This window comes from Streptomyces sp. ISL-1 (genome assembly GCF_018614585.1).
Taxonomy (GTDB): Bacteria; Actinomycetota; Actinomycetes; order Streptomycetales; family Streptomycetaceae; genus Streptomyces; species Streptomyces maoxianensis.
In genome coordinates this window covers 121,643-147,966 of the sequence record NZ_JAGGOI010000029.1, presented here as the reverse complement: position 1 = coordinate 147,966, position 26,324 = coordinate 121,643, and the positions used below count along the sequence as shown (strand labels likewise).

The following is a 26,324-nucleotide window of genomic DNA, read 5'->3' as shown; positions in this document are numbered from 1 at the left end:
GACTCCCGGCAACGGTGCCGATGGCCGAAACCCCGCACATTCGACCGCTGTGCGTCACCTGTCGTTGACGTACAGTCAATTCGCCACTCGTAGGTTCCGGAAGCGCGGGACCCCATGGCGCCGACCGGTGCCACGGGGCGGTCACCACCACCCTGGAGTGACAAGTGGAACGTCGCAGCTTCCTGCGCGGAGCAGTCATCGGCACTTCCGTGGCCGCCTTCGGCGGCACCCTGATGCGCGGTGCCGCGTACGCGGCCCCCGCCCAGAACGGCCCCGGCCCGTACGGCTCACTGGGCGCGGCCGACGCCAACGGCATTCAGCTGCCGAGCGGGTTCACCAGCCGGGTGATCGCCCGCTCCGGGCAGACCGTCTCCGGCACTTCCTACACCTGGCACAACGCCCCTGACGGCGGCGCCTGCTTCGCCGACGGCAGCGGCTGGATCTATGTCTCCAACTCGGAGATCAACCCCGGCGGCGGCGCCAGCGCCGTGAAGTTCAACTCCTCCGGCACCATCACCAGCGCGTACCGGATCCTCTCCAACACCCGGCAGAACTGTGCCGGCGGCGCCACCCCTTGGAACACCTGGCTGTCCTGCGAGGAGGTCTCCCTCGGCTACGTCTACGAGACCAACCCGTGGGGTGGCACCAGCACCCGCAGAGACGCCATGGGCAAGTTCAAGCACGAGGCCGCCGCCGCCGACCCGGTGCGCCAGGTGATCTACCTGACCGAGGACGAGTCCGACGGCTGCCTCTACCGGTTCATCCCCACCACCTGGGGCAACCTCTCCTCCGGCACGCTCCAGGTGCTCAAGGCCGGCACCGGCACCTCCGGCAGCTTCACCTGGGGGACCGTGCCCGACCCGGACGGCTCGCCGACCGCGACCCGCAACCAGGTCTCCGGCGCCAAGCGCTTCAACGGCGGCGAGGGCTGTCACTACGCAGGCGACACCGTCTGGTTCACCACCAAGGGCGACAACCGCGTCTGGCAGGTCAACCTGCTGAACAGCACCTACGAGCTGGCCTACGACGACAACCTGGTCAACCCCGGTCCCGCCCCACTGACCGGCGTCGACAACATCACCGGCTCCTCCTCCGGCGATCTCTTCGTCGCGGAGGACGGCGGAAACCTGGAGATCTGCATCATCACGCCGAACGACGTCGTCGCAGTGTTCCTGCGGATCACCGGCCAGTCCTCCTCCGAGATCACCGGACCGGCCTTCTCTCCGAACGGCCAGCGGCTGTACTTCTCCAGCCAGCGCGGTACGAGCGGCTCCTCGTCCGGCGGCATCACCTACGAGGTGACCGGGCCCTTCCGCTCCTAGCCCGCGGCCTCCGCAGTGGCGCCGCCCCGCAGCAGGGCGGCGCCCAGCGGAGTGAGGGTGTGCAGTACGGCGTTGCCGTGGCGCAGCGTCACCACCAGGCCCGCCTCGCGCAGGACCGCCGCGTGCTGGCTGGCCGAGGCGAGCGACACCCCTGCCCTGCGGGCGAGTTCACTGGTCGTACAGCCGAAGCGGATGGCCTGCAGGATGGCCGAGCGGGTGTGTCCGACCAGCCGGCCGAGCGACGGGCCGCCCGTCTCGCCGAAGGCGGGGGCGCAGCTGTGGACGGCGGGGTAGACCAGGACCGGCGGGAGCGCGGTGTCCCGGTAGACCACCGGGTTGCCGCGGCAGAAGAACGAGGGCTGGAGCAGCAACCCCCGACCGTCCAGGTGCAGTTCGCGCTCCACAGGATAGTCGGCCTCCAGCACCGGCGCCCGCCAGCGCAGTACCGGCGGCAGCGAGTCGAGCAGTTCGCCCGCGCCGCCGTCGAGCAGCGCCCGGCCGCGTACGGCACGCTCCGCCTCGACCCTGGCCTGGATGTGCGGCCAGTACGGCTCGACGGCGGCGCGGTAGTAGCCGCGCAGGCCTCCTACGAGCCGGGCGAGCGGCTCAGAGCCGCCTTCGGCGAGCGCGGCGAGCGGGCCGGGCAGCACTGGCACACCGCCCCGTCCAGAGGCCGCCAGAGCCAGCTCGGAGTGCAGCCGGGCGGGCGGGGTCGCCCGCACCGCCTCCAGCCCCGCGTCCAGCCCGCAGCCCCCTTCGGGAGGCGTGAGAAAGTCCGGGAAATAACCCCGTTGCGGAACCAGCGGAGCAATCAGACGTGTTTCACCATTCAACCGGGCGCGGGCTTCCGATCGCCATTCTCCGAACACGAGCACGCGGCGGCGCTCCCGCAATCGGTGAAAGCTGAGAATCGTTTCCCACAACACATCAGGGCGGACCGCCATCCGCACTCTGGCTAGGTCGTCGCCAGTGAAATGGATACGTAGCACCGAACCCCCACATGTTGCATCCGCAATCGCCCCCGCCACTGAGTATGCACGCCATCACAGGACGTTACCACGGTGTTTCAGCCACAGTTGAAACGCCTCGCGAGGGGTGGGTGGGAACCGAAAGGCTGTACGACGTCGGGCAGGAAACTTTCTGTCACCGATGGACGTGCGAAGACCGTGGGGGGCTTTGCGCGACCGGCGGCGGGCGACAGAGGGTGCGGCTCCCTGTCCGGCACGGGTAATGGGGCGCGGTCGGCGGATGGGGATCCGCGGGCCGCGCTCCGCCCGTTGATTTTCGCGTAGCGAAATGGCAGGAATTCGATTGCCGGAAACGGCCCGTCGGGCAATGTCAAGAATTCAACGGGACTTTACCGAAAGGTCGAAAGAACATGGAAGGGGCGGGCGCCCCGCACAAGGCGCCCGCCCCTTCCCCTTCGGTGTTCCGGAGCCGCCACCGGGTCGGTGAGGGTCGGGGTACCGACTGGGGGCGAACCCCCAGACCCCGGCGACGGCTCCGGCGTCTTATCGCGAGTCGCTGCCCCGCTCCTTCGCGGACGCGGACGCCGCGCGGCCGGCCTCCAGGCGCGCCACCGGGATGCGGAACGGCGAGCAGGACACGTAGTCCAGACCCACCTCGTGGAAGAAGTGCACCGACTCCGGGTCGCCGCCGTGCTCGCCGCACACGCCCAGCTTCAGGCCGGGGCGGGTGGCCCGGCCGGCTTCGACCGCGCTGCGGACCAGCGCGCCGACGCCGTCCCTGTCGATGGTCTCGAACGGGGAGACCCCGAAGATGCCCTTCTCCAGGTACGCGGTGAAGAACGAAGCCTCCACGTCGTCGCGGGAGAAGCCCCACACGGTCTGGGTGAGGTCGTTCGTGCCGAACGAGAAGAACTCGGCGGCCTCAGCGATCTGGCCGGCCGTCAGCGCGGCGCGCGGCAGCTCGATCATCGTGCCGATGGTCAGCCTGAGGTCGGTGCCGGTGGCTGCCTGCACCTCGGCGATGACCCGGTCGGCCTCCTCACGGACGATCTCCAGCTCCTGAACGGTGCCCACCAGCGGGATCATGATCTCCGGGCGCGGGTCGCCCTTGGCGTTCTTGCGCTCGGCCGCGGCCTCGGCGATCGCCCGTACCTGCATGGCGAACAGACCCGGGATGACCAGACCGAGACGTACACCGCGCAGGCCCAGCATCGGGTTCTGCTCATGGAGCTTGTGCACGGCCTGCAGCAGGCGCAGATCGTTCTCGTTGTGGTCCTTGCGGGCCTCGGCGAGCGCGACTCGTACCGAGAGCTCGGTGATGTCGGGCAGGAACTCGTGCAGCGGCGGGTCGAGCAGCCGGACCGTGACGGGCAGTCCGTCCATCGCCTCGAACAGCTCGATGAAGTCCTTCTTCTGCAGCGGCAGCAGCGCGTGCAGTGCATGCTCGCGCTCGTCGTCGGTGTCGGCGAGGATCAGCTTCTCGACCATCTCGCGGCGCTCGCCGAGGAACATGTGCTCGGTGCGGCACAGGCCGATGCCCTGCGCGCCGAACCGCCGTGCGCGCAGCGCGTCCTCGGCGTTGTCGGCGTTGGCCCGTACGCGAAGGCGGCGTACCCGGTCCGCGTAGGCCATGATCCGGTGCACGGCGGCGACCAGCTCGTTGGCGTCGTCGGCGCCCGCGTGCATCCGGCCCTCGAAGTACTCGACGACCGGGGACGGCACGACGGGCACCTCACCGAGGTAGACCTTGCCGGTGGAGCCGTCGATGGAGACGACGTCGCCCTCCTCGATGACGGTCCCGTTCACGGTGAGCCGGCGCCGCTTGGTGTCGACCTCGAGCTCCTCGGCGCCGCAGACACAGGTCTTGCCCATGCCGCGGGCGACGACGGCGGCGTGCGAGGTCTTACCGCCGCGGGAGGTCAGGATGCCCTCGGCGGCGATCATTCCGTCCAGGTCGTCGGGGTTGGTCTCACGGCGGATGAGGATGACCTTCTCGCCGGAACGCGACCACTTGACCGCGGTGTACGAGTCGAAGACGGCCTTGCCGACGGCCGCGCCGGGCGACGCGGCGATGCCACGGCCGAGCAGCTCGGGCCCCTTCCCGCCGCGTGCTCCTTCGTCTGCGAAGCGGGGGAACATCAGCTGCGCGAGCTGTGCGCCGTTGACGCGCTGAAGGGCCTCGGCCTCGTCGATCAGGCCCTGGTCGACGAGCTGGGTGGCGATACGGAAGGCGGCGCCGGCGGTGCGCTTGCCGACCCGGGTCTGCAGCATCCACAGCTGGCCGCGCTCGATGGTGAACTCGATGTCGCACAGGTCCTTGTAGTGCGTCTCGAGGGTTTCCATGATCTGCATCAACTGGTCGTACGACTTCTTGTCGATCGACTCCAGATCGGCGAGCGCCACGGTGTTGCGGATGCCCGCGACGACGTCCTCGCCCTGCGCGTTCTGCAGGTAGTCGCCGTAGACGCCCTGGTGGCCGCTGGCGGGGTCGCGGGTGAAGGCGACACCGGTGCCGGAGTCGGGGCCGAGGTTGCCGAAGACCATGGAACAGACGTTGACCGCGGTGCCGAGGTCGCCGGGGATGCGCTCCTGGCGGCGGTAGAGCTTGGCGCGGTCGGTGTTCCAGGAGTCGAAGACCGCGTGGATGGCGAGGTCCATCTGCTCGCGCGGGTCCTGCGGGAAGTCGCGGCCCGCCTCGCGGGAGACGATCTTCTTGAACTGCTTGACCAGCTTCTTCAGATCGGCGGCGTCCAGGTCGGTGTCGACGGTGACCTTCTTGGCGGCCTTCGCATCCTCGAGCGCCTCCTCGAAGAGCTCGCCGTCCACTCCGAGGACCGTCTTGCCGAACATCTGGATCAGGCGGCGGTACGAGTCCCAGGCGAAGCGCTCCTCGCCGGCCTGCTTCGCGAGCCCGACGACCGACGCGTCGGAGAGGCCGATGTTGAGGACGGTGTCCATCATGCCCGGCATGGAGAACTTCGCGCCTGAACGCACCGATACGAGAAGGGGGTTGTCGGCCTGGCCGAGCTGCTTCCCCATCGTCTTCTCGAGGGCGTCGAGGTGGGAGCTGACCTCGTCACGCAGTGCCGCGGGCTCCTCGCCACTGTCGAGGTAGACCTTGCACGCCTCGGTGGTGATCGTGAAGCCCGGAGGGACGGGCAGCCCGAGATTGGTCATCTCGGCGAGGTTCGCGCCCTTGCCGCCGAGCAGGCCCTTGAGGTCCCTGTTGCCCTCGGTGAAGTCGTAGACGAACTTCTGATCTTTGTTTTCCGACACGGGTCTCGACTCCTCGAGGACTCGGTGGCTGCCCTGACGGCGAGGAACATACCCAGATCGAAGGCGTCTGGGTACGTCCACCTGGCCGTCATACGGCCGTAACCACTCCTCCGCCACCAGATCGAAAGTACTTGGTGGACTGTTGGAGCATCAGTGTGTTTTCAAGACTCGAAGCCATCGATACTCAAGGTGACGGATACCGCGGGTAGCGCCACGCATGGCGACGAGTCGCCCGACCGAATGAACCCAGGAAGGGTGGCACTGCGTGCCACTCCTCCGAGAGGTGCAGTCGTCGTCAATTTGCTCATCTGAGCGCCACCCTTATCAAGGGTGGCGAGAATCACGCGACAAACGAGCGTCCTGTCCCATCATCCGGACCCGCGTAACACACCGCAACACACGGCTGAGTCCGTACTGCTTGCCCGGCCGGGAGCGCTAACCCACGGCCGCCGAGGGGTGGCACTCAGGGCCACCTGATCCGCGTCTCGGTGCCGCCGGCCTGCATCAGATGAGCGCGCTACGGGTGCGCCGGGCCCCGGGCGGACCCGGGCCGCCCCTCAGCCCGGTCGGACCCGGGCCGCCGCTCAGCCGCCCGACGTGTCCAGTTCCGCTTCCGCGCTCACGCCCGCGCAGTCGTACGGGTCCTTCAGCCAGCCGTCCGGCAGGACCACCCGGTTGTTACCGGACGTACGCCCCCGCGGGCCGTCCGCGCCCGCCGGCCACGGCTGGTCCAGGTCCAACTCGCCGAGAAGCGCGTCCAGTTCCGCCAGCGACGATGTGATCGCCAGCTTCTTGCGCATCTGAGAGCCCACCGAGAAGCCCTTCAGATACCAGGCCACGTGCTTGCGGAAGTCGATCACGCCGCGCGCCTCGTCACCGATCCACTCCCCCAGCAGCTCCGCGTGCCGCCGCATGACGACCGCGACCTCATTGAGCGTCGGCGTCGCATAGTCGTCCCTGCCCTCGAAAGCCGCCACCAGATCGCCGAACAGCCACGGCCGCCCCAGGCACCCGCGCCCCACGACCACCCCGTCGCACCCCGTCTCGCGCACCATCCGCAGCGCGTCGTCCGCCGACCAGATGTCGCCGTTGCCGAGCACCGGGATCTCCGGGACGTGCTCCTTCAGCCGGGCGATCGCGTCCCAGTCCGCCGTGCCGCCGTAGTGCTGCGCCGCCGTACGCCCATGCAGCGCAATCGCCGTCACACCTTCCTCGACCGCGATCCGGCCCGCGTCGAGATACGTGATGTGGTCGTCGTCGATGCCCTTGCGCATCTTCATCGTCACCGGCAGATCTCCCGCGCCCGTGACCGCCTCGTTCAGGATCGCGCGCAGCAGTGGCCGCTTGTACGGCAGGGCAGAGCCGCCGCCCTTGCGCGTCACCTTCGGGACCGGGCAGCCGAAATTCAGGTCGATGTGGTCGGCCAGATCCTCGTCCACGATCATGCGAACGGCCTTGCCTACGGTCGCCGGATCCACTCCGTACAGCTGGATGGACCTGGGCGTCTCCGTCGCGTCGAAGTGGATGAGCTGCATGGTCTTCTCATTGCGCTCGACCAGCGCCCGCGTCGTGATCATCTCGCTGACGAACAGCCCCTTACCGCCGGAAAACTCACGGCAGAGGGTGCGGAAGGGCGCATTCGTGATGCCGGCCATGGGCGCGAGCACCACGGGGGGCTGCACGGCGTGCGGGCCGATCCTGAGCGTCGAGGAAGGGGCGAGCGAGGTCATTGGCCCATTGTCGCGCACTGCCGAAGTCGTTGGTCAGCCGTACGATCCGCGTATGCCCGAGCTCACACACCGGCGGCAACTGCTCGTGCTGGCGATCTGCTGTATGAGCCTGCTGATCGTCAGCCTGGACAACACGGTCCTCAATGTCGCGCTGCCCTCCATGCGCGAGGAACTGGACGCCTCCGTCGCGGGCATGCAGTGGACTCTCGACGCATACACCCTGGTCCTGGCCTCCCTGCTGATGCTCGCCGGTTCCACCGCCGACCGGATCGGCCGGCGCAGGGTCTTCCAGGCCGGGCTCGCGCTGTTCACCCTCGGCTCGCTGCTCTGCTCCCTCGCCCCCAACCTCGAATCGCTCGTGGCCTTCCGAATGGTGCAGGCCGCCGGTGGCTCCATGCTCAACCCGGTCGCGATGTCGATCATCACCAACACCTTCACCGACCCGCGCGAGCGCGCTCGTGCCATCGGCGCGTGGGGCGGTGTCGTCGGCATCTCCATGGCCGCGGGCCCCCTCGTCGGCGGACTGCTCGTGGACAGCGTCGGCTGGCGGTCGATCTTCTGGCTCAATCTGCCCGTCGGCCTCGCCGCAATCCTGCTGACCTGGCTCTACATCCCGGAGTCCCGCGCTCCGAAGCCGCGCCGCCCCGACCCCGTCGGCCAGCTGCTGGTCATCGCGCTCCTCGGCTCGCTCACGTACGCGATCATCGAGGCGCCGTCGGCCGGCTGGACCTCGCCCCTCATCCTGGGCTTCAGCGCGCTCGCCGTCCTCTCGCTCGCGGGACTGCTGCTGTACGAGCCGAGGCGCGCCGAACCGCTGATCGATCTGCGCTTCTTCCGCAGCGCGCCGTTCAGCGGGGCCACCGTCATCGCGGTCTGCGCCTTCGCCTCGCTCGGCGGGTTCCTCTTCCTGAACACGCTCTATCTGCAGGACGTCCGCGGCCTGTCCGCACTGGACGCGGGGCTGTACATGCTGCCGATGGCCGCCATGACCCTCGTCTGCGCACCCCTGGCAGGTCGGCTCGTCGGCAGCCGCGGCCCCCGTCTCCCCCTGGTGATCGCCGGCATCGCCATGGGCGCGACGGGCGTGCTGTTCGCCGCCTTCGAGGCCGAGTCCTCCGATGCGATGCTCTTCGCCGGATACGTCCTGTTCGGCCTCGGCTTCGGCATGGTGAACACGCCGATCACCAACACCGCCGTCTCCGGCATGCCCCGCGCCCAGGCCGGGGTCGCTGCCGCCGTCGCCTCGACCAGCCGGCAGATCGGGCAGACCCTCGGCGTCGCCGTCATCGGAGCCGTACTGGCCGCCGGGGTCTCGTCCGCCTCGTACGCGGAAGGCTTCGTCGCGGCGAGCCGCCCCGCCTGGTGGGTCATCGCCGGATGCGGCCTGTGCATCCTGGTGGTCGGCGCGCTGACCAGCGGTGTCTGGGCGCGGGAGACGGCACGGCGCACAGCGGACCGCCTGGAAGTGCGGGACCTGGACCACACGCCGTCCACAGCGGCCGCATAGTCGGCGCCGAGCCCGGCGCGTAGGGCAGTGGGGCCCGTACGCAGTAGGGGGGCCCGTACGGCATCGTGGGGCGCGGCCGGCAGTGGGGCGTGGCTCACCTTCGTACGGACACGGTGGTGCCGGCCACGGTCGTTGGGCAAGGATTCGGGAGATGAGCCCGAGTCGCACGTGCGAGACATGCGGGAGAGAACTGCCCGGTCGTGGCCGGCGTCCGGGCGGCAAGCCGGCACAGGGCGGCCGGCCCGCCCGCTACTGCTCGGACGCATGCAGACAGCGCGCCTTCCGCCGACGCTCCGCACGGCAGCACGGCGCGGCCACCCCGGCCACGCCCGCCCCCGGCCGGGACCTGCCGAGGGCACTGGACTCCTTCGTCGGCCGCGGGCCCGAACTGTCCCGGCTGCGCGCCCTGTCGAGGTCGTCACGGCTGCTGACGCTCACCGGCCCGGGCGGGGTGGGCAAGACACGTCTGGCGCTGGAGTTCGCCGCCGGTCTGCGCGGGGCCGGGGACGGCCGGGTCCGTCTCGTCGAGCTGGACTCGCTCCACGACGGCGGCCGGCTGGCTCAGGCCGTGGCCGCCGCGCTCGGCGTGGGCGAACGCGGCGGCAGGACCGGCGTCGAGGTGCTCGCCCATGCTCTGGGCGACCGCTCGACGCTGCTGATTCTGGACAACTGCGAGCATCTGGCCGAGGCGTGCGCACAGCTGGCCGCGGCCCTGCTGAGCCGGTGCCCCCGGCTGCGTATCCTCGCGACCAGCCGAGAGGTGCTGCGCGTACCCGGCGAAGTCGTGTTCCGGGTCGGCGAGTTGTCCCTGTCGCCGCCCGGCGGGGACGACGACCCGGCGGCCGTACTCCGGGCGGACGCGGTACGGCTCTTCGTGGAGCGTGCCTGCAGCCGCGCCCCCGGATTCGCGCTGGACGCCGCCAACGCCCGTACGGTCGCGGAGATCTGCCGACGGCTGGACGGCATGCCGCTGGCCATCGAACTCGCGGCACGCCGCACGGGCGCCCTCCCGCTGACCGACGTCCTGACCGGACTGGACGACCAGCTCGCCCTCCTCACGGACGGCAGCAGAACGGGGCCCGGGCGGCACCGCGAGCTGGCCGCCGCGATCGACTGGAGCCATCGATTACTGGATCCCCAGGAGCAGACGCTCTTTCGTCGGCTCGCCGTTCTCGTCGGCGGATTCGACGCGGAGGGAGCGGCCGCGGTCTGCGCGGACGGCGAGATGCAGCCGCGGCACGTCCTGCCGGTGCTGTGCGCGCTGGAGGCCAAGTCCTTGATCGTACGGCTGCCGGGCGACGGCGAAGGCACCGCGAGATTCAGGCAGTTGAGCGCCATCCGCGCCTACGCTCTGGACCGCCTCGAGGAGTCCGGCGAACTGGACGGCACCTGGCAGCGGGCCGTCGACTGGCTGACCGGACTGACGCGGCCGACCGCGGACCAGGTGTTCGCCGACCAGGCCGACGGGCCGCTGACCGAGGAACGGGACAACCTCGCCGCGGCCCTCGCCCACACCGCCGACCGCGACGGCGCACCGCACATCGGGCTCGCATTGGCGCTGGCGCGGGTGCGCTTCCAGCAGGAACAGCTGACGGCCGCCCGCGCACTGCTGACGGAGGTGCTGGCGCGGGACAGTTGCTCCCCGCAGGGCGGTGCGGCTCTGGCGCTCGCCGCGCGGGCGGCCTGTCAGCAGGCGGACCCGGCGGCCGCACTGCGCTTCGCGGAACAGGCGGTGGCCGCCGAGCGACGGCGTGACAATCCCGCGGGACTCGCCAACGCGCTGGACGCGCGGGCTGCCGCCAAGCTGAGCCGCGGCGAGTTCTCCGAGGCGGTCGCCGACTTCGCGGAGTGCCTGGCCGTCGTCGTCACGCTCTGCAGCCCCCGGGACGAGGCGTGGTGTCGGCATCACCTGGCCTGGGCGCTGCTGCATGCCGGCAAGGCGGCCGAGGGCGACGCGCTGATGGCTTCCTGCCTGCCCGTGCTGAGGAAGCGGCAGCCCTGGTGCCAGGCGTCGGCCGCGCTGCACACCGCCGGTGCGATACGGCTCGCCCTGGGCGAACTCGAAGCGGCGCGGGGGCTGTTCGCCGAGTCACTGCGCACCGTGCCCGGCGAGAGCTTCCACGCGCTGTATCCGCTCGAAGGACTGGCCATCGTGGCGGCCGAACAGGGCGACATGAAGCGGGCGCTGCGGCTGTTCGCCGCCGGCGCGCAGGCGCGACGGCGATTGGACACCGAGCCGGAAGCCGAGTGGCAGCGGCAGGTCGGGGCGGCGGCCGCCCGCGCGAAGGCGGCGCTGCCCGCCGCGGCGCGGGAGCGGGAGCTGGCCGGCGGACGCGGGCTGCGCTGGGAGGCGCTGCTCGCGTACGCGCTACGGGCGGGCGACGACGCCACTTCCGTCGACGGCGCCGACGCCGGCGGCGTCTCCCCGCTCACCGGCCGGGAGACGGCGGTGGCCGCGCTGGTCGCCGAGGGCCTGACCAACCGCGAGATCGCCGCACGGCTGGACCTGTCGGTGAGCACCGTCGCCACGCACCTCGACAAGGTCCGCGACAAGCTGGGCATGCGGTCCCGGACGCGGATCGCGCTGTGGGTGGCCGGAAGGGAACGGCGCGGCGCCGCGGACGACGCGCTGCGCCGGGACGAGCTTTCGTAACGCCGAGAACCCACCGGTCATCTGATCGATCCGCTCGGTCACGACAGCGGCCAGGCTGACTCGGAACAGGGCATTCCAAGGACTCGTAGGCGTGAACCCGGTCCTTCCCCCCACGGAATGCCCTGCCTGGCGATCGAATCCGGCAAGGAGACGCGATGCGGCACGACCACGATGCGGACGGCGAACACACCGGCTCACGAAGGGCGTTCATCAAAGCGAGCTCGGTGGGACTGACCGCCGCCGCCCTCGCGGCGACGGGAGCCGCGCCCGCAGCCCCCGCCCCAGCCTCCGCCCCCGCGGCCCCCGTGACCGCGGTGACCGCGGCACTTCGGGCGGGGCGACCCCTGGCCGTCACGCCCGCCTGCGACGGTCACGAGACCCCGGAGTCGACGGAGGGCCCGCTCTTCAAACCGCAGTCCCCCGAGCGGGGAGACTTCATCACCCCGGCCATCCGCGGAGTGCGGCTCGACTTCACCGGTGTCGTCTACGACACCACCTGTAAGCCCCTGCCCGGGACGCTCATCGAGTTCTGGCAGTGCGACCAGAACGGCGACTACGACACCGCCGGCTTCTCGCTGCGCGGCCACCAGTACACCAACAGCAGGGGCGGCTTCCGGCTCAGCACGATCATCCCCCGTGACTACTGGGGCCGTTGGGGCCGACGAGCGCCCCATATCCACACCCAGGTCCAGGCCCCGGGCGGACCGGTGCTGATCACGCAGCTGTACTTCCCGGACGACACCCAGGCGTACGGCAGGGACTTCGCCGCGCTCAACGCCGCCGACGGGCTCATCAACCGGGCCTGCACGATCGCCCTCACAGGTCCGCAGAACAGCGCCTACACCGGCGCCTTCGACTTCGTCATCAAGACCACGGTCCAGTAGCCGACCGCCGATCACCGAAGGATTTCCGTGATGCATACGAGCAAGTCATCCGGGCGCCCGCACCTCGGCCGGTCGCCCATTCTGGCGGCGCTGGCCGCAGGCGCCATCGCGACCGGCGGCCTGGTCGTCGCCGGCACGGGCTGGGCCGGTCCCGCACCCGCCCCCACCGGGTCGGACGCCGCCCTCCCCTCGTCACCGGCGCGGGCCGGGCAGTGGAGCCCAACACCGGTCCCCGTGACGAAGGGCGACCTCACCGCCGTGGCCGCCCTCAGCGACAAACAGGCGTGGGCCGTCGGCTACCGGCTGAAAAGCTCGACCGAAGTGGAGGCGCTGGCCCTGCGCTGGAACGGCACCTCCTGGGCCCAGGAGTCGACCCTGCCGGGCGGCAGCTTCCCGCAGGCGCTCGCCGTCCGCTCGGCCAAGGACATCTGGGCGGTCGGCGCCAACACGGCGCACTGGGACGGCACTTCGTGGACCACGCGCAACCTGGACCGGGACCCGGCCGGCCGGGTAGTGCCCGACGCGGTGGCGACGACGTCCGACGGAAAGGCATGGACAGCCGGCCGGGCGGTGCCGCAGTCCATCAAGAACGCTGTACCGGCCATCCAGTCGTGGGACGGCTCGGCCTGGCGCCGGCAGTCCTTGCCCGACGTCGGCAAGGGCGAACTCACCAGCCTCGCCGCCGTCGCGCCCGACAACATCTGGGCGGCGGGCACGGTCTACGGCACCGGCACCACCGATCAGACCGCCCTGCTGCTGCACTGGGACGGCACGTCCTGGAAGCGCGTCGACGCTCCCGCGGTCAAAGGCGGCGAAGACCCCTTCCTCAGCGCCATCACCGCACTGGGCGCCGACGACATCTGGGCCGTGGGCGGCGTGAACTCCAAGGGGCCGGATCGCCCCTACGCGCTGCACTGGGACGGCAAGAAGTGGGCCGCCGTCACCACACCCGACATCGCCGACGGCCGGCTCCGGGCGATCGGACGAGCCGGGGACGGCACGCTGTGGGCGGTCGGCGGCAAGGGCGCGGTCTCAGTCGCCCTGCGCTGGAACGGACAGCAGAGCCGCTGGGAACAGAGCGCCGACCCCGCCGTGGTGGTACGGGGATTCAGCACGGTCCCGCAGAGCGCCGACCTGTGGACCGTGGGCATCGCCAAGCAGGGCGACCTGGTCCCCGCGGTGACCCGCTTCACGGGCTGACGCCTGCGACCGCGAGCGCCTGAAGCTTCTCCAGGCGCTCGCGGGAGTCGTCGTCGAGGGGAACGTAACTGACCAGGCGGGGACCGGCCGCGGGCCCGAGCCAGAGGTTGTTGTGCTCGAGGTGCAGCAGGCCGACATGGGCGTTGTGGATGTACTTCGTCCTGCCGCCCTGGCCGACGACCTCATGGCGCGCCCACACCTCGCGGAACTCCGGCGAGGCCGACTCCAGCCGGGCGAGCAGCGCCTTCCAGGCGGGCTCGGCGAGATGTTCGGCCATCGATGCGCGGAACCTCGCGGCCATCATCCGGGTGGCGTCCGCGAGATCGGCGACCGCCGCCCGCCAGCCGTCATTGGTGAAGGCAAGGATCATGCAGTTGAGGTCCTCCCGAGGCAGGGAGTCGAGGTCGCAGAACAGCCGTCCGTAGGTGCGGTTGTACGCGAGGATGTCGTAACGGCTGTTCATGATGCAGGCGGGAATCGGCTCGAGCTGCTCAAGCACCTGCCGCAGCGCCGGGGTCACGGTCGGGCAGGGCGTGCCGGGCGCCGGGTCGGCGATGCCGGACAGCGCAAAGAGATGGGAGCGCTCGCTCGGGTCGAGGAGCAGGGCGCGGGCGATGGCGTCGAGGACCTGCGGGGAGACCTGGATGTCCCTGGCCTGTTCCAGCCAGGTGTACCAGGTGACTCCGACGGCCGAGAGCTGCGCGACCTCCTCGCGGCGCAGACCGGGAGTGCGCCTGCGGCGGCCGCGCGGCAGGCCGACCTGCTCGGGGGTGATGCGCTCGCGACGGCTGCGCAGAAAACCCGCGAGCTCATGCCTGCGTACGTCGGACTCCTGCACCATCGTCGTCGTCATACTCCCAGGATGCCGAACGCCCCACCCCATTGCCAGGTACCGCCTGTACCAGGATAGAGAGACTCTGGTACCAGGCTACGCGGCCGAGCATCGTTGAGGACGTGAGTAAGTCCAGTGTCCTTTCTCCAGTCCCCGTCCGCGCCGCCGCCGGCCCGAGCGGACCGGCCCTCGGTCCGCTCGGGCTGTTCACCCTGCTGCTCGGCGCGGCACTCCCACTGATCGACTTCTTCATTGTCAACGTCGCCCTGCCGACCATCGACCACGACCTGGCAGCGGGCCCCGCACTCCTCGAACTGGTCGTCGCCGGCTACGGGCTGTCGTACGCCGTGCTGCTCGTCCTCGGCGGACGGCTCGGGGACATGTACGGTCGCCGCCGGCTCTTCCTCGTCGGCATGGCGGCCTTCGGGCTGACCTCACTGGCCTGCGGACTCGCTCCGGACGCCTGGACGCTGGTCGGCGCACGGGTGGCACAGGGCGCGGCGGCCGCGCTGATGCTGCCACAGGCGCTGGCCACCATCCAGGCGGCGACGGCCGGACCGCGCAGGGCCAGGGCGATGGGCCTGTACGGAGCGACCGCCGGTCTCTCCATGGTCGCCGGACAGATCCTGGGCGGCGTGCTGGTCGCCGCGGACATCGCGGGCACCGGCTGGCGGGCGATCTTCCTGGTGAACGTGCCGGTGGCGCTGCTCGGCCTGGTGCTCGCGGCCCGCTCGGTCCCGCGGACGCGCTCGGAGTCCCCGGCCCCCGTCGACGTCCCCGGCACCGCGCTGCTCGCCGTGGCCCTGCTGACGCTGCTGGCGCCACTGACGGAGGGACGGGCCGCGGGCTGGCCGCTGTGGACCTGGATCTCGCTCGCGGCCTTCCCCCTCGCGGCGGTCGCCTTCTACCGGGTGGAGCGGCGCGCGGACCGGCAGGGGCGCACACCGCTGGTGCCGCCGAGCCTGTTCGCGCTGATCCCGCTGCGGCGCGGGCTCGCACTTGTGCTGCCGTTCTCGATCGGCTTCGGCGGCTTCATGTTCGTGATCGCGGTAGCGCTGCAGCAGGGGCTCGGGATGGGGGCCGTGGCGTCCGGCATGGCGCTGGTGCCGATGGCGCTGGCGTTCTTCGTGGCGTCGCTGGCGGGGCCGCGCCTGGTCGTGCGGTACGGGACCCGGATCGTGACGGCGGGCGGAGTGCTGCAGGGCCTGGGCATCGCGCTGCTGGTGCTGGCCGTGTGGCGCGGCTGGCCGGACCTGGGCTTCGTACAACTGCTGCCGGGCGTCGCTCTCGCCGGGTTCGGCCAGGGGCTCCAACTGCCCGTCATCTTCCGCATCGTGCTCTCCGAGGTGCCGACGGAGCGGGCGGGCGTGGGCAGTGGGGTGATGGTGACGACGCAGCAGTCCGCACTGGCACTGGGCGTGGCCACACTGGGCTCGCTGTTCCTGGCGCTGGCCGCGGAGGCGGGGATGCGCCAGGCACTGTCCGTCACGCTGCTGGTGCAGCTGGCGATGGTCGCGCTGACTGTGCTGCTGAGCCTGCGCCTGCCGCGCACGGTGGACTGACTCGGTGGACTGACCCGGTGGGCTGACCAGCACCGGACATGGCCGTGGGCCCGGACCGCATCGCGCGGTCCGGGCCCACGGTCCTGATCAGGCCTGCTGCTCCTGCGGCGCATCGGGCGTGCTGTCGCCCAGGGCGCGCTCGCGCATCTTGCGCACGAGGTCCTGCTTCTGGTCTGCGGCCGTCTTGCGATCGGCGTTGCGCGCGGGACCGTTGCCCTGCTGGTCGGCTCGGGACAGCTTCTTCCGCTGTCCGCCCACGCCGAGGAGGTTGTTACGGCTCTTGGCCACGGGGTTCTCCCATCGTGGTGAGAAGTGACTCGGGAATCATCAGACGGGGGCGGGACTGGGCCGCCGCCCTCTCACTCGTAGATCTGGAAGAACGAAGACATGCAGGTGACGGTACCTCGCCAGGGAGCCTCGCGATAACCAGTTTTCGGACGAGGCCCACGGACTGAGGACGCATGACGAATGACAGATATTGAAATCTGTCATTCGTCATGCCATAGTTGATATCCGTCACCTCACCGAACAGGAGCCGTCATGACCACCCCGCTCCCCCTTCACACCCTCGGATCCACCGGCCCCCAGGTCCCCCCGCTCGGCCTCGGCTGCATGGGCATGTCCGCGCTGTACGGCGAGGCCGATCGCGCCGAGTCCATCGCCACCATCCACGCTGCTCTCGACGCGGGCATCACGCTTCTCGACACCGGCGACTTCTACGGCATGGGGCACAACGAGCTGCTGATCAACGAGGCGCTGCGCACCGCCCCCGCGGCCCTGCGCGAACAGGCGCTCACCAGCGTCAAGTTCGGCGCCCTTCGCGACGCGGCCGGCGGCTGGGGCGGTTATGACGGCCGGCCCGCCGCGGTGAAGAACTTCGCCGCGTACTCCCTCCAGCGGCTCGGCACCGACCACATCGACATCTACCGCATCGCCCGCATCGACCCGGACGTCCCGATCGAGGAGACGGTCGGCGCGATCGCCGAACTGGTCGAGGCGGGCCATGTGCGCCACATCGGTCTCTCCGAGGCCGGCGCCGAGTCGATCCGCCGGGCCGCGGCCGTGGCCCCGATCTCGGACCTGCAGATCGAGTACTCCCTGATCTCGCGCGGCATCGAGGAGCAGATCCTGCCCACCACGCGCGAGCTGGGCATCGGCATCACGGCGTACGGCGTGCTGTCCCGCGGTCTGATCAGCGGCCACTTCGCCCGCGACCGTGAGCTCGCGCCTGGTGACTTCCGCGGGATGAGCCCGCGCTTCCAGGGCGAGAACCTCCAGCACAATCTGGATCTGGTCGAAGAGCTGCGCAAGATCTCCGAGCAGAAGGGCGTCAGCGTCGCGCAGATCGCGATCGCCTGGGTGCTCTCCCGCGGCGAGGACATCGTGCCGCTCGTCGGGGCCCGTAGCCGGGACCGGCTCACCGAGGCCCTGGGCGCGCTGGACGTCACCCTGGACGCCGACGAGCTCGCCGCGATCGAGCGGGCCGTCCCGGCCGGTGCGGCCGCGGGCGACCGTTACCCCACCGCGCAGATGGCGCACTTGGACAGCGAGCACTGACGGGCCGGTACCGTCTGGATTCTTGTCCAGCGAAAGGCAGCACAGACGCGATGACGCCCGAAGCACTGACCCCCGAGCGGATCCTCGAGGCGACCGAGGATGTTCTGCGCCGCTACGGCCCGGCGAAGGCCACGGTCGTGGATGTGGCCCGCGCGCTCGGCGTCAGCCATGGCAGCGTCTACCGCCACTTCCGTACGAAGGCGGCGCTGCGCGAGGCGGTGACCAGCCGCTGGCTGGAGCGGACCGTGGTGGAGCTGGCGAAGATCACCAATGGCACGGAGCACCCCGCCCCGGTCCGGCTGCGCTTCTGGCTGACGACGCTGTTCGAGGCGAAGCGGCACAAGGCCGGTGACGATCCGGAACTGTTCGCCACATACAGCGTGCTGATCGAGGAGAACAGCGGCGTCGTGGAGGAGCACATCCGCGAGCTGGTGACGCAGCTGCGGGAGATCATCGAAGAGGGCGTACGCGCCGAGCAGTTCGCGTTCATGGAGCCGAGCGTGGCGGCGCAGGCGGTGTTCGACGCGACGGCCCGTTTCCATGATCCGGCGTATGCGCCGGAGTGGCGGAAGCCGACGATCGACGGCGAGTTCGCGGCGGTCGCGGATCTGGTGCTGCGCGGCCTGAGCGCCTGAAGCCAGGCGCCCACGCCAAAAGGCCCGGGCCAAAAGGCCCGGGCCAAAGCGTTGAGGCCGGAGCGTTCAACTCACGCGCTCGGGTCGACCGTCGCCTGGTGTGCCTCGGCGAGGTGTTCCTCGGCCTTGAGCCACGGCAGGAACTGCGCCCCCTTGCGCCAGCCGCAGGTGTCGCAGGTCAGCGTCCGCTGCATGCCCGACTTCTGCACGTGCACTATGTGTTCGCGGCCGTGCCCATCCCATCTGCTGACCTTGCTGGTGGTCATGGACGGCATCGTGTCCTCCTGGTGACGACTGCGCCCAGTGTGCAGCAGGGACAACATCAACAGCAGATTCTTGTCGCGCTGTTGTCCCATGCGTAGCCCAGCGGGCGTTCAACGGGCGCTCAGGCGCTACCTTCCAGGAGCTGTGAGCGGTATGACAAGGCCGGCCGGGCTGTGGCCCGGCCGGCCCTTCGTCTACCTCCGCGGGCGTCAGCAGCCGATCAGGCGGCTGGCGAGGTAGCCCTGGATCTGGTCCAGGGAGACCCGCTCCTGCTTCATGGTGTCGCGCTCGCGCACGGTCACGGCGTTGTCATCGAGGGTGTCGAAGTCGACGGTGACGCAGAACGGCGTGCCGATCTCGTCCTGGCGACGGTAGCGGCGGCCGATGGCACCGGCGTCGTCGAACTCGATGTTCCAGTTCTTGCGCAGGTCGGTGGCGAGGCCCTTGGCCTTCGGCGAGAGCTGCGGGTTGCGGGACAGCGGCAGCACCGCGACCTTGACGGGCGCGAGGCGCGGGTCGAGACGCATCACCGCGCGCTTCTCCATGACGCCCTTGGCGTTGGGGGCCTCGTCCTCGTTGTACGCGTCGAGGAGGAAGGCGAGCATGGCGCGGCCGACACCGGCAGCGGGCTCGATGACGTACGGGGTCCAGCGCTCGCCGGCTTCCTGGTCGAAGTACGACAGGTCCTGGCCGGACGCCTTGGAGTGCGCGGTGAGGTCGAAGTCGGTGCGGTTGGCGACGCCCTCGAGCTCGCCCCACTCGCTGCCGCCGAGCTGGAAGCGGTACTCGATGTCCGCGGTGCGCTTGGAATAGTGGGAGAGCTTCTCGGCCGGGTGCTCGAACCAGCGCATGTTCTCGTCACGGAGACCGAGGTCGCGGTACCAGTTCCAGCGCTGCTCCATCCAGTATTCCTGCCACTGCTCGTCCTCGCCGGGCTTGACGAAGAACTCCATCTCCATCTGCTCGAACTCGCGGGTGCGGAAGATGAAGTTGCCGGGCGTGATCTCGTTCCGGAACGACTTGCCCATCTGGGCGATGCCGAACGGCGGCTTCTTGCGGGAAGTCTGCTGGACCTGGCCGAAGTTGGTGAAGATGCCCTGGGCGGTCTCGGGGCGCAGATAGGCGACGGAGCCGGAGTCCTGGGTGGGGCCGAGGTGTGTGGAGAGCAGGCCGGAGAAGTTCTTGGGCTCGGTGAAGGTGCCCTTGTTGCCGCAGTTGGGGCAGTTCAGGTCGGCGAGGCCGCGCTCGGGGGCCCTGCCGTGCTTCTCCTCGTACGCCTCCAGCAGGTGGTCGGCGCGGAAGCGCTTGTGGCAGGAGGTGCACTCGGTGAGCGGGTCGGTAAAGGTGGCGACGTGGCCCGACGCCTCCCAGACCTCACTGGCAAGGATCACCGACGAGTCGATACCGACGACGTCCTCGCGCGAGGTGACCATGTAGCGCCACCACTGACGCTTGATGTTCTCCTTCAGTTCGACACCCAGCGGCCCATAGTCCCAGGCGGCCCGCTGACCGCCGTAGATCTCACTGGACGGGTAGACGAAGCCACGGCGCTTGCTCAGGTTGACGATGGTGTCGATCTTGTCGGCGGCCACGGTGCTCTCTTCATTACGACGACGACGAACGGCGAATGCTTCAGGTTACCGGCGGCCCGGCCCCCTGGATCAAATCGGTTCGGAGGCAGGGGGCCTCGGCAGCTTTGTTGACAATCGTTTCCAGTTTTGTTGAAAATGACTGTCATGAACGTACGCCGCCTCATACCCACCACAGCCGCTGCCGGAGCCGTCGCCCTCGGCCTCATGGCCGTCTCCGCCTGCTCCAGCTCCGATGCCGCCGCCGGCGGCAAGAACGGCGACAAGCTGAAGGTGGTGGCGTCCTTCTATCCTATGCAGTATCTCGCGGAGCAGATCGGTGGCGACCACGTCTCCGTCTCCACTCTGACCAAGCCGGGCGTGGAGCCGCACGACCTGGAACTGGGGCCCCGCCAGACCGCCGAGCTGAACGAAGCCGGCTACATCCTCTACCTCAAGGGCATCCAGCCCGCCGCCGACAAGGCCATCGCCCAGTCCGAGGCGAAGAACAAGGTCGACGCCGCCACACTCACCAAGCTGGAGCACCACGGCACCGAGGGCGGCCATAGCCACGGTGGCGAGGAGCCCGGCCACGAGGAGCCCGGCCACGACGAGCACGCCCACGAGGACGAGGCGGGCGCCGATCCGCACATCTGGCTCGACCCCGTGAAGTACTCCGAGGTCGCCAAGGGCGTCGGAAAGTCCCTGGAGAAGGCCGACCCGGACCACGCCGCGGACTACCGGAAGAACACCGACGAGCTGGTCAAGAAGCTGAACGGGCTGAACGCGAAGTTCCAGCAGGGTCTGAAGAACACCGCGACCAAGACCTTCATCACCACCCACTCAGCCTTCGGCTACCTCGCGGAGCGGTACGGCCTGGACCAGGAGGGCATCGCGGGCCTGGACCCCGAGTCCGAGCCCAGCCCGGCCCGTATCAAGGAGCTGCAGGACGTCGCCAAGAAGGACAAGGTCTCCACGGTCTTCTTCGAGACGCTCGCCAGCGACAAGACCGCCAAGACCCTCGCCAAGGACGCCGGTCTGAAGACGGACGTCCTCGACCCGCTCGAGGGGATCACGGACAAGTCCAAGGGCCGTGACTACCTCGAGGTCATGGACTCGAACCTCGCCGCGCTGCAGAAGGCTCTCGGCGCGAAGTGACGCGCAAGGCACGCAAGACAGCATCGGAGGCGCACGGCATGACCATGGAGCCCGTCATATCCGTCCGCGGGGCTCAGGCCACGCTCGGCTCGCGGCCCGTGCTGCGCGGCATCGACCTCACCGTCCAGCGCGGCGAGGTCGTCGCGCTGCTCGGGGCCAACGGCTCGGGCAAGTCCACCGCCGTACGCTCCCTGATCGGCCAAGTGCCGCTCACCGGCGGAGAGATCGCCCTGTTCGGCACGGAGCTGCGGCGCTTTCACGCGTGGTCGCGCATCGGTTACGTACCGCAGCGCACCACCGCGTCGAGCGGCGTGCCCGCGACGGTGCGTGAGGTCGTCTCCTCCGGGCGTCTGTCGCGTACGAGGCTGGGCCGGCTGTCGAAGGCCGACCGGGCGGCGGTGCAGCGTGCCATAGATCTCGTCGGGCTCGGCGACCGCGCCAAGGACTCGGTGGACGCCCTCTCCGGCGGCCAGCACCAGCGGGTGCTGATAGCGCGTGCGCTGGCCTCCGACCCGGAACTGCTGATCATGGACGAGCCGATGGCGGGCGTGGACCTGGTCAGCCAGGAGATCCTGGCCGGCACATTGCGCGAGCAGGTCGCGGCCGGGACCACCGTGCTGCTGGTGCTGCACGAGCTGGGCGCGCTGGAGCCCTTGATCGACCGCGCGGTGGTGCTGCGCGACGGCTGTGTGGTCCATGACGGGCCGCCTCCGCAGGCCGTGGGCCAGCACGCGCTGCCCGGCCACGACCACGTACATCCGCATGCGGCCGACGAGCCGCTCCGCACGGGACTGCTGACCTGATCATGGAAATCCTCGAGACGGCCTTTATGCAGCGGGCGCTCATCGCCGCCGTGCTGGTCGGCATCACCGCGCCGGCCGTCGGCATCTATCTGGTGCAGCGGCGGCAGGCCCTGATGGGCGACGGCATCGGTCATGTCGCGCTGACCGGCGTCGGCCTCGGCTTTCTGCTGTCGACCAACCCGATATGGATGGCCACGGTCGTCTCGGTCGCGGGCGCGATCACGATGGAGCTGATCCGGGCGTACGGACGCACCCGCGGCGACATCGCGCTGGCGATGCTCTTCTACGGCGGCATGGCGGGCGGCGTCCTGCTGATCAACATCTCGGACGCCGGGTCCACCGCGAATCTGAGCTCGTTCCTGTTCGGTTCGCTGTCCACGGTCTCCGACGAGGACCTCACCGCGATAGCGGTGCTCGCCGCCTTTGTGGTGCTGGTCTCGCTGGGGCTGCGCAGGCAGCTGTTCGCCATCAGCCAGGACGAGGAGTTCGCGCGCGTGACCGGTCTGCCGGTGCGTGCGCTGAATCTGCTGATCGCCGTGACCGCGGCGGTCACCGTCAGTGTGGCAATGCGGGTGGTAGGGCTGCTGCTGGTCAGCGCGTTGATGGTGGTGCCGGTGGCCGCGGCTCAGCAGATTTCGCGGTCGTTCAAGGCGACGTTCGCGGTGGCGGTGGGGATCGGCATCGCCGTCACGCTGGCCGGAACGGCCACCTCGTACTACCAGGACGTACCGCCGGGCGCGACGATCGTCCTGCTGGCCATAGCCATCTTCGTGACGCTGACCGCGCTGGCGACGCCCCTCGCCAGACGGCGTGCGCGAGCCTTGGAGGCGAGCGAGGCCGAGTGCACCATGGAGGGGCCGGGCACACGACGGCCGGGTGACGACGTCAAGGTCTGACCCCGGGCCTGGCAGAATGGCCCGACACTGTGCGGGCTAAGCAAGGAGGCACCTGTGACGACGGCGCCAATCGGTGGGAACACCGCCCCGGTGCGAGGCCGGTCGACCCGGCAGCGTGCCGCGGTGGCTGCGGCGCTCGACGAGGTGGATGAGTTCCGCAGCGCGCAGGACTTGCACGACATGCTCAAGCACCGCGGCGATTCGGTGGGCCTGACCACGGTCTACCGCACGTTGCAGTCGCTCGCGGACGCGGGCGAGGTGGATGTGTTGCGCACGTCCGACGGCGAGTCCGTCTACCGGCGTTGCTCGACGGACGACCATCACCACCATCTGGTGTGCCGGGTGTGCGGCAAGGCGGTCGAGGTCGAGGGGCCGGCGGTGGAGCAGTGGGCGGAGACGATCGCGGCGCAGCACGGTTACGTGAATGTGGCGCACACGGTCGAGATCTTCGGCACATGCGCGGAGTGCGCGGCGTCCGCCGCAAAGTAACCGGGGCTCCGCCCCGGACCCCGGTCCTCAATCGCCGGACAGGCTTGAACATCAAGCCTGTCCGGCGATTGAGGACACAAGGGGCCGGTCGCCACTGAACACCCGCGGCACCCGCCGTCCGCGGCGCGAAGCTGCCACTCTCGGGAGCGGGGCCCCCACCCGTCCGTCCCGTCAGGGTTTTCGGGAAGGGTTGGGGTGGGGGAAACTCACCGCTCGCTCACGCGGACGTGCCCTCTTCGCGGCCCCGCATCGCTTCCAGTTCCTCGTTCGGGATCGCCCCGCCGAACCGCCGGTCCCGCTGTGCGAACTCCAGGCACGCCCGCCACAAATCCCGCCGGTCGAAGTCCGGCCACAGCACGTCCTGAAAGACCATCTCGGCGTAACTGCTCTGCCAGATCAGGTAGTTGGACGTGCGCTGCTCACCGCTCGGGCGCAGGAACAGGTCGACGTCCGGCATGTCCGGGTAGTACAGGTACTTCTGGATCGTCTTCTCGGAGACCTTCGACGGGTCGAGCTTGCCGGCCTTCACATCCGCCGCGATGGCGGCCGCGGCGTCGGCGATCTCGGCGCGCCCGCCGTAGTTGACACAGAAGTACAGCGTCATCGCGTCGTTGTTCTTGGTCTGCTCCTGCGCGACCTGGAGCTCCTGGACGACCGACTTCCACATCTTCGGCATCCGGCCGACCCAGCGGATACGGATGCCGAGCTCGTCCATCTCGTCGCGGCGGCGGCGGATGACGTCGCGGTTGAAGTTCATGAGGAAGCGCACCTCGTCGGGCGAGCGCTTCCAGTTCTCGGTGGAGAAGGCGTACAGGGAGAGGTTCTTGACGCCCATCTCGATGCAGCCCTTCAGGACGTCGAGGACGACGCCCTCGCCGACCTTGTGACCCTCGGTGCGCGGCAGGCCACGCTCCTTGGCCCAGCGGCCGTTGCCGTCCATGACGCACGCCACATGGTTCGGCACCAGCTCGCCGGGGATCCTCGGCGGGCGCGCGCCGGAGGGGTGCGGCTCGGGGACCTTGTACTCGCGGCGGGACCTGCCCAGGATTCCGCGTCGTGCCATGCGGTTCACATCTCCTATTTCTCTACTTCTCGACGTACCTCAGCGAGCGCAGGCCGCGCTCCAAGTGCCAGTGCAGATAGGCGGACACAAGCCCGCTGCCCTCCCTGACGTGGCGCGCCTCGCACGCGTCCGCCGTGGGCCAGTCTCCGGTCAGCAGCGCACTGAGCAGACCGATGGCCTCCGCAGAGGGTACGACGCTGCCGGGAACCCGGCAGTCGCCGCATATGACGCCGCCGGCGGCGACGGAGAAGAAACGGTTGGGCCCGTGCATTCCGCACTTCGCGCAGTCCTCGAAGCTGGGCGCGTAGCCGTTGACGGCGAGGGAGCGCAGCAGGAACGCGTCAAGGATGAGATTCGGCGCGTGCTCGCCGCGGGCGAGGGTGCGCAGGGCTCCGACGAGGAGGAGGTACTGCTGGACTGCGGGCTCGCCCTCGTGGTCGGTGAACCGCTCGGAGGCCTCCAGCATGGCGGTGCCGGCGGTGTAGCGGGCGTAGTCGGTGACGATGCCGCCACCGTACGGAGCGATGGTCTCGCTCTGCGTGCACAGAGGGAGCCCGCGGCCGACGAGTTCGCTGCCCCGGGCGAAGAACTGCACATCGACATGCGAGAAGGGCTCGAGCCGGGCCCCGAACTTGGACTTGGTCCGCCGCACGCCCCGCGCGACCGCGCGGACCCGCCCGTGCCCGCGCGTGAGCAGCGTGATGATGCGGTCGGCCTCGCCCAGCTTCTGGGTGCGCAGGACGACGCCGTCATCACGGAACAGGCTCATGCGGCCATTGTCCCGTACGGACCGCTGTCGGTTGACCGGGTCCGGTCAGCGATCAGTCGTTCACCCTCTCCTCCAGGCGGACCGTCACGCTGTCCCCGGCCTCCTTGCCGATCGCCTTGCGTACGTCCGCCTTCACGGGCAGCTTGTGCGTACCGTCCCCCAGAGCCATGAAGGAGCTCCGGAACGGATGCCCGTCGATCGTCCCCCGGACCTTGACCAGGCCCCGGGTGCCGAAGAACTCGACCGACTCGGGCCACACCAGATAGGTCCAGCCGCCCTTCGCGGGGCTCTTCTGCAGCGTTGCGCTGAATTGTTTGTCCATGCGAGTAGGACGGCGCGAAGCGAGAGAACTCATCGCCCGCCGCGCAGTATATAGAGACGCAGGTATACTGATATACCCGAGCGTATACATCACGGAGGAGGGCCCCATGAGCCGCACCGTCATCGATCTCGACGACGACGCCCTCGAAGCAGCCGCCAAGGAGCTCGGCACCGCCACCAAACGGGACACCATCAACACGGCACTGCGCGAGGTGACCGCTCGCTACCGGCGGCTGCGCTCCCTCGAAGAGGCCCGCGAGCTCGTCGCGGAAGGCGCGCTGGACATGGACATCCTCCTGGACAAGCGCAGATACCGCAGCGGACAGGACGAGACCGCCGTCTCGCCCGGGAGCGCGTGAGTGAGCGTCGCGGACTACCTCATCGACACCTCCGCCCTCGCCCGTGTCCTGCTCGGCCGGACCACGGCCGAGTGGGACGAGAGGATTGGCGCCGGTCTCGTCGCGATCTGCGACTTCACGGAACTCGAACTTCTCTACTCCGCCCGTTCGACCGCGGACCGGGAGCGGCTGAGGAACGCCGTCCACGCCCACTACGCCTGGTGCCCGATCCCGGACGGCATCTACCGGCGGGCACGTGCGGTGCAGGAACTGCTCACCGCCAAGGGTCAACACCGCAGCGCCGGCCCCGTCGACCTCCTTGTGTCCGCGGTTGCCGAGGAGGCCGGTCTCACGCTCCTGCACTACGACCGGGACTTCACCACGATCGCCCGCGCCACGGGACAACCGGAGCGCATGATCAGCCTCCGGGACTGACCCCTCCGGCGGAGCGACGTCCGGCCGGGTTTCGCAATGGGCCATTCCATACGAGAATTGGAGAGACACTCCTGACGTGCAGGCCACGCCACCA

Annotated in this window: 24 protein-coding genes; 14 read left to right on the top strand and 10 right to left on the bottom strand. The window is 69.7% G+C overall.

Annotated features, from left to right (window positions below):
- Positions 1–164 precede the first annotated feature (164 nt).
- Positions 165–1,322 carry an alkaline phosphatase PhoX gene (locus tag J7E87_RS20355; protein WP_215095900.1) on the top strand — a complete coding sequence of 386 codons (1,158 nt, stop codon included), beginning with the start codon at positions 165–167 and terminating at the stop codon, positions 1,320–1,322.
- On the opposite strand, the gene J7E87_RS20350 is transcribed toward J7E87_RS20355, so the two are convergent.
- The 3 genes from J7E87_RS20350 to dusB form a co-directional block, all read right to left on the bottom strand.
- Positions 1,319–2,311 (bottom strand): helix-turn-helix transcriptional regulator, encoded by a 993-nt coding sequence (locus J7E87_RS20350; RefSeq protein WP_215095899.1) that lies wholly within the window; start codon positions 2,309–2,311, stop codon positions 1,319–1,321. The genes J7E87_RS20355 and J7E87_RS20350 overlap by 4 nt on opposite strands.
- A gap of 522 nt (positions 2,312–2,833) precedes the next feature.
- A complete protein-coding gene (ppdK, locus tag J7E87_RS20345) occupies positions 2,834–5,566 on the bottom strand; it encodes a pyruvate, phosphate dikinase (RefSeq protein ID WP_215095898.1) in 2,733 nt (910 codons plus the stop codon).
- Positions 5,567–6,150: 584 nt separating this feature from the next.
- Positions 6,151–7,296: a tRNA dihydrouridine synthase DusB gene (gene dusB / locus J7E87_RS20340; RefSeq protein WP_215095897.1), complete on the bottom strand. Its 1,146-nt coding sequence runs from the start codon at positions 7,294–7,296 to the stop codon at positions 6,151–6,153.
- A 52-nt stretch (positions 7,297–7,348) separates the two neighbouring features.
- Between dusB and J7E87_RS20335 the strand changes: the two genes are divergently transcribed.
- The 4 genes from J7E87_RS20335 (at position 7,349) to J7E87_RS20320 (ending at position 13,540) form a co-directional block, all read left to right on the top strand.
- Positions 7,349–8,803: an MFS transporter gene (locus J7E87_RS20335; RefSeq protein WP_215095896.1), complete on the top strand. Its 1,455-nt coding sequence runs from the start codon at positions 7,349–7,351 to the stop codon at positions 8,801–8,803.
- Between the two features lie 151 nt (positions 8,804–8,954).
- Positions 8,955–11,456: a LuxR C-terminal-related transcriptional regulator gene (locus tag J7E87_RS20330; protein WP_215095895.1), complete on the top strand. Its 2,502-nt coding sequence runs from the start codon at positions 8,955–8,957 to the stop codon at positions 11,454–11,456.
- A gap of 155 nt (positions 11,457–11,611) precedes the next feature.
- On the top strand, positions 11,612–12,340 hold the full coding sequence (locus J7E87_RS20325; RefSeq protein WP_215095894.1) for a dioxygenase: 729 nt from the start codon (positions 11,612–11,614) through the stop codon (positions 12,338–12,340).
- A 30-nt stretch (positions 12,341–12,370) separates the two neighbouring features.
- Entirely contained in the window at positions 12,371–13,540 is a 1,170-nt protein-coding gene (locus J7E87_RS20320; protein ID WP_215095893.1) for a hypothetical protein, read from the top strand.
- On the opposite strand, the gene J7E87_RS20315 is transcribed toward J7E87_RS20320, so the two are convergent.
- Complete coding sequence (locus tag J7E87_RS20315; protein ID WP_215095892.1) at positions 13,530–14,393, bottom strand: helix-turn-helix transcriptional regulator; 864 nt, start codon at positions 14,391–14,393, stop codon at positions 13,530–13,532. The genes J7E87_RS20320 and J7E87_RS20315 overlap by 11 nt on opposite strands.
- Positions 14,394–14,494: 101 nt before the next feature.
- Between J7E87_RS20315 and J7E87_RS20310 the strand changes: the two genes are divergently transcribed.
- Positions 14,495–15,934, top strand: a complete 1,440-nt coding sequence (locus tag J7E87_RS20310) for an MFS transporter (protein WP_308312981.1) — start codon at positions 14,495–14,497, stop codon at positions 15,932–15,934.
- 87 nt (positions 15,935–16,021) lie between these two features.
- Here J7E87_RS20310 and J7E87_RS20305 read toward each other — a convergent pair whose 3' ends face one another.
- A complete protein-coding gene (locus tag J7E87_RS20305) occupies positions 16,022–16,222 on the bottom strand; it encodes a DUF6243 family protein (protein ID WP_215095891.1) in 201 nt (66 codons plus the stop codon).
- Between the two features lie 252 nt (positions 16,223–16,474).
- Here J7E87_RS20305 and J7E87_RS20300 point away from each other — a divergent pair, with 252 nt between their 5' ends.
- A complete protein-coding gene (locus J7E87_RS20300) occupies positions 16,475–17,491 on the top strand; it encodes an aldo/keto reductase (RefSeq protein WP_215095890.1) in 1,017 nt (338 codons plus the stop codon).
- A 50-nt stretch (positions 17,492–17,541) separates the two neighbouring features.
- The gene (locus J7E87_RS20295; RefSeq protein ID WP_215095889.1) at positions 17,542–18,126 is read left to right on the top strand and encodes a TetR family transcriptional regulator; all 585 of its coding nucleotides are present in this window, start codon (positions 17,542–17,544) and stop codon (positions 18,124–18,126) included.
- Positions 18,127–18,197: 71 nt separating this feature from the next.
- On the opposite strand, the gene J7E87_RS20290 is transcribed toward J7E87_RS20295, so the two are convergent.
- The gene (locus J7E87_RS20290) at positions 18,198–18,401 is read right to left on the bottom strand and encodes a hypothetical protein (protein WP_215096046.1); all 204 of its coding nucleotides are present in this window, start codon (positions 18,399–18,401) and stop codon (positions 18,198–18,200) included.
- 198 nt (positions 18,402–18,599) lie between these two features.
- Positions 18,600–19,982 carry a glycine--tRNA ligase gene (locus tag J7E87_RS20285; RefSeq protein ID WP_215095888.1) on the bottom strand — a complete coding sequence of 461 codons (1,383 nt, stop codon included), beginning with the start codon at positions 19,980–19,982 and terminating at the stop codon, positions 18,600–18,602.
- Positions 19,983–20,126: 144 nt separating this feature from the next.
- On the opposite strand from J7E87_RS20285, the gene J7E87_RS20280 reads away from it, so the two are divergent.
- The 4 genes from J7E87_RS20280 to J7E87_RS20265 are packed head-to-tail and all read left to right on the top strand — an operon-like array spanning position 20,127 to position 23,304.
- Complete coding sequence (locus tag J7E87_RS20280) at positions 20,127–21,116, top strand: metal ABC transporter substrate-binding protein (RefSeq protein WP_215095887.1); 990 nt, start codon at positions 20,127–20,129, stop codon at positions 21,114–21,116.
- A gap of 38 nt (positions 21,117–21,154) precedes the next feature.
- Positions 21,155–21,919 carry a metal ABC transporter ATP-binding protein gene (locus J7E87_RS20275; RefSeq protein WP_215095886.1) on the top strand — a complete coding sequence of 255 codons (765 nt, stop codon included), beginning with the start codon at positions 21,155–21,157 and terminating at the stop codon, positions 21,917–21,919.
- A 2-nt stretch (positions 21,920–21,921) separates the two neighbouring features.
- Positions 21,922–22,815 carry a metal ABC transporter permease gene (locus J7E87_RS20270; RefSeq protein ID WP_215095885.1) on the top strand — a complete coding sequence of 298 codons (894 nt, stop codon included), beginning with the start codon at positions 21,922–21,924 and terminating at the stop codon, positions 22,813–22,815.
- A gap of 54 nt (positions 22,816–22,869) precedes the next feature.
- On the top strand, positions 22,870–23,304 hold the full coding sequence (locus J7E87_RS20265) for a Fur family transcriptional regulator (RefSeq protein ID WP_215095884.1): 435 nt from the start codon (positions 22,870–22,872) through the stop codon (positions 23,302–23,304).
- 217 nt (positions 23,305–23,521) lie between these two features.
- Here the strand turns inward: J7E87_RS20265 and J7E87_RS20260 are convergent, their stop codons facing one another.
- From J7E87_RS20260 to J7E87_RS20250, 3 genes are read right to left on the bottom strand one after another with little or no spacing between them, the layout of a single operon-like run.
- On the bottom strand, positions 23,522–24,367 hold the full coding sequence (locus J7E87_RS20260; RefSeq protein WP_215095883.1) for an isoprenyl transferase: 846 nt from the start codon (positions 24,365–24,367) through the stop codon (positions 23,522–23,524).
- Positions 24,368–24,389: 22 nt separating this feature from the next.
- Positions 24,390–25,136: a DNA repair protein RecO gene (recO, locus tag J7E87_RS20255; RefSeq protein WP_215095882.1), complete on the bottom strand. Its 747-nt coding sequence runs from the start codon at positions 25,134–25,136 to the stop codon at positions 24,390–24,392.
- 52 nt (positions 25,137–25,188) lie between these two features.
- A complete protein-coding gene (locus tag J7E87_RS20250) occupies positions 25,189–25,458 on the bottom strand; it encodes a DUF1905 domain-containing protein (RefSeq protein WP_215095881.1) in 270 nt (89 codons plus the stop codon).
- 106 nt (positions 25,459–25,564) lie between these two features.
- Between J7E87_RS20250 and J7E87_RS20245 the strand changes: the two genes are divergently transcribed.
- A complete protein-coding gene (locus J7E87_RS20245) occupies positions 25,565–25,816 on the top strand; it encodes a type II toxin-antitoxin system VapB family antitoxin (protein WP_215095880.1) in 252 nt (83 codons plus the stop codon).
- Complete coding sequence (locus tag J7E87_RS20240; protein WP_215095879.1) at positions 25,817–26,230, top strand: PIN domain nuclease; 414 nt, start codon at positions 25,817–25,819, stop codon at positions 26,228–26,230.
- Positions 26,231–26,324: the final 94 nt, after the last annotated feature.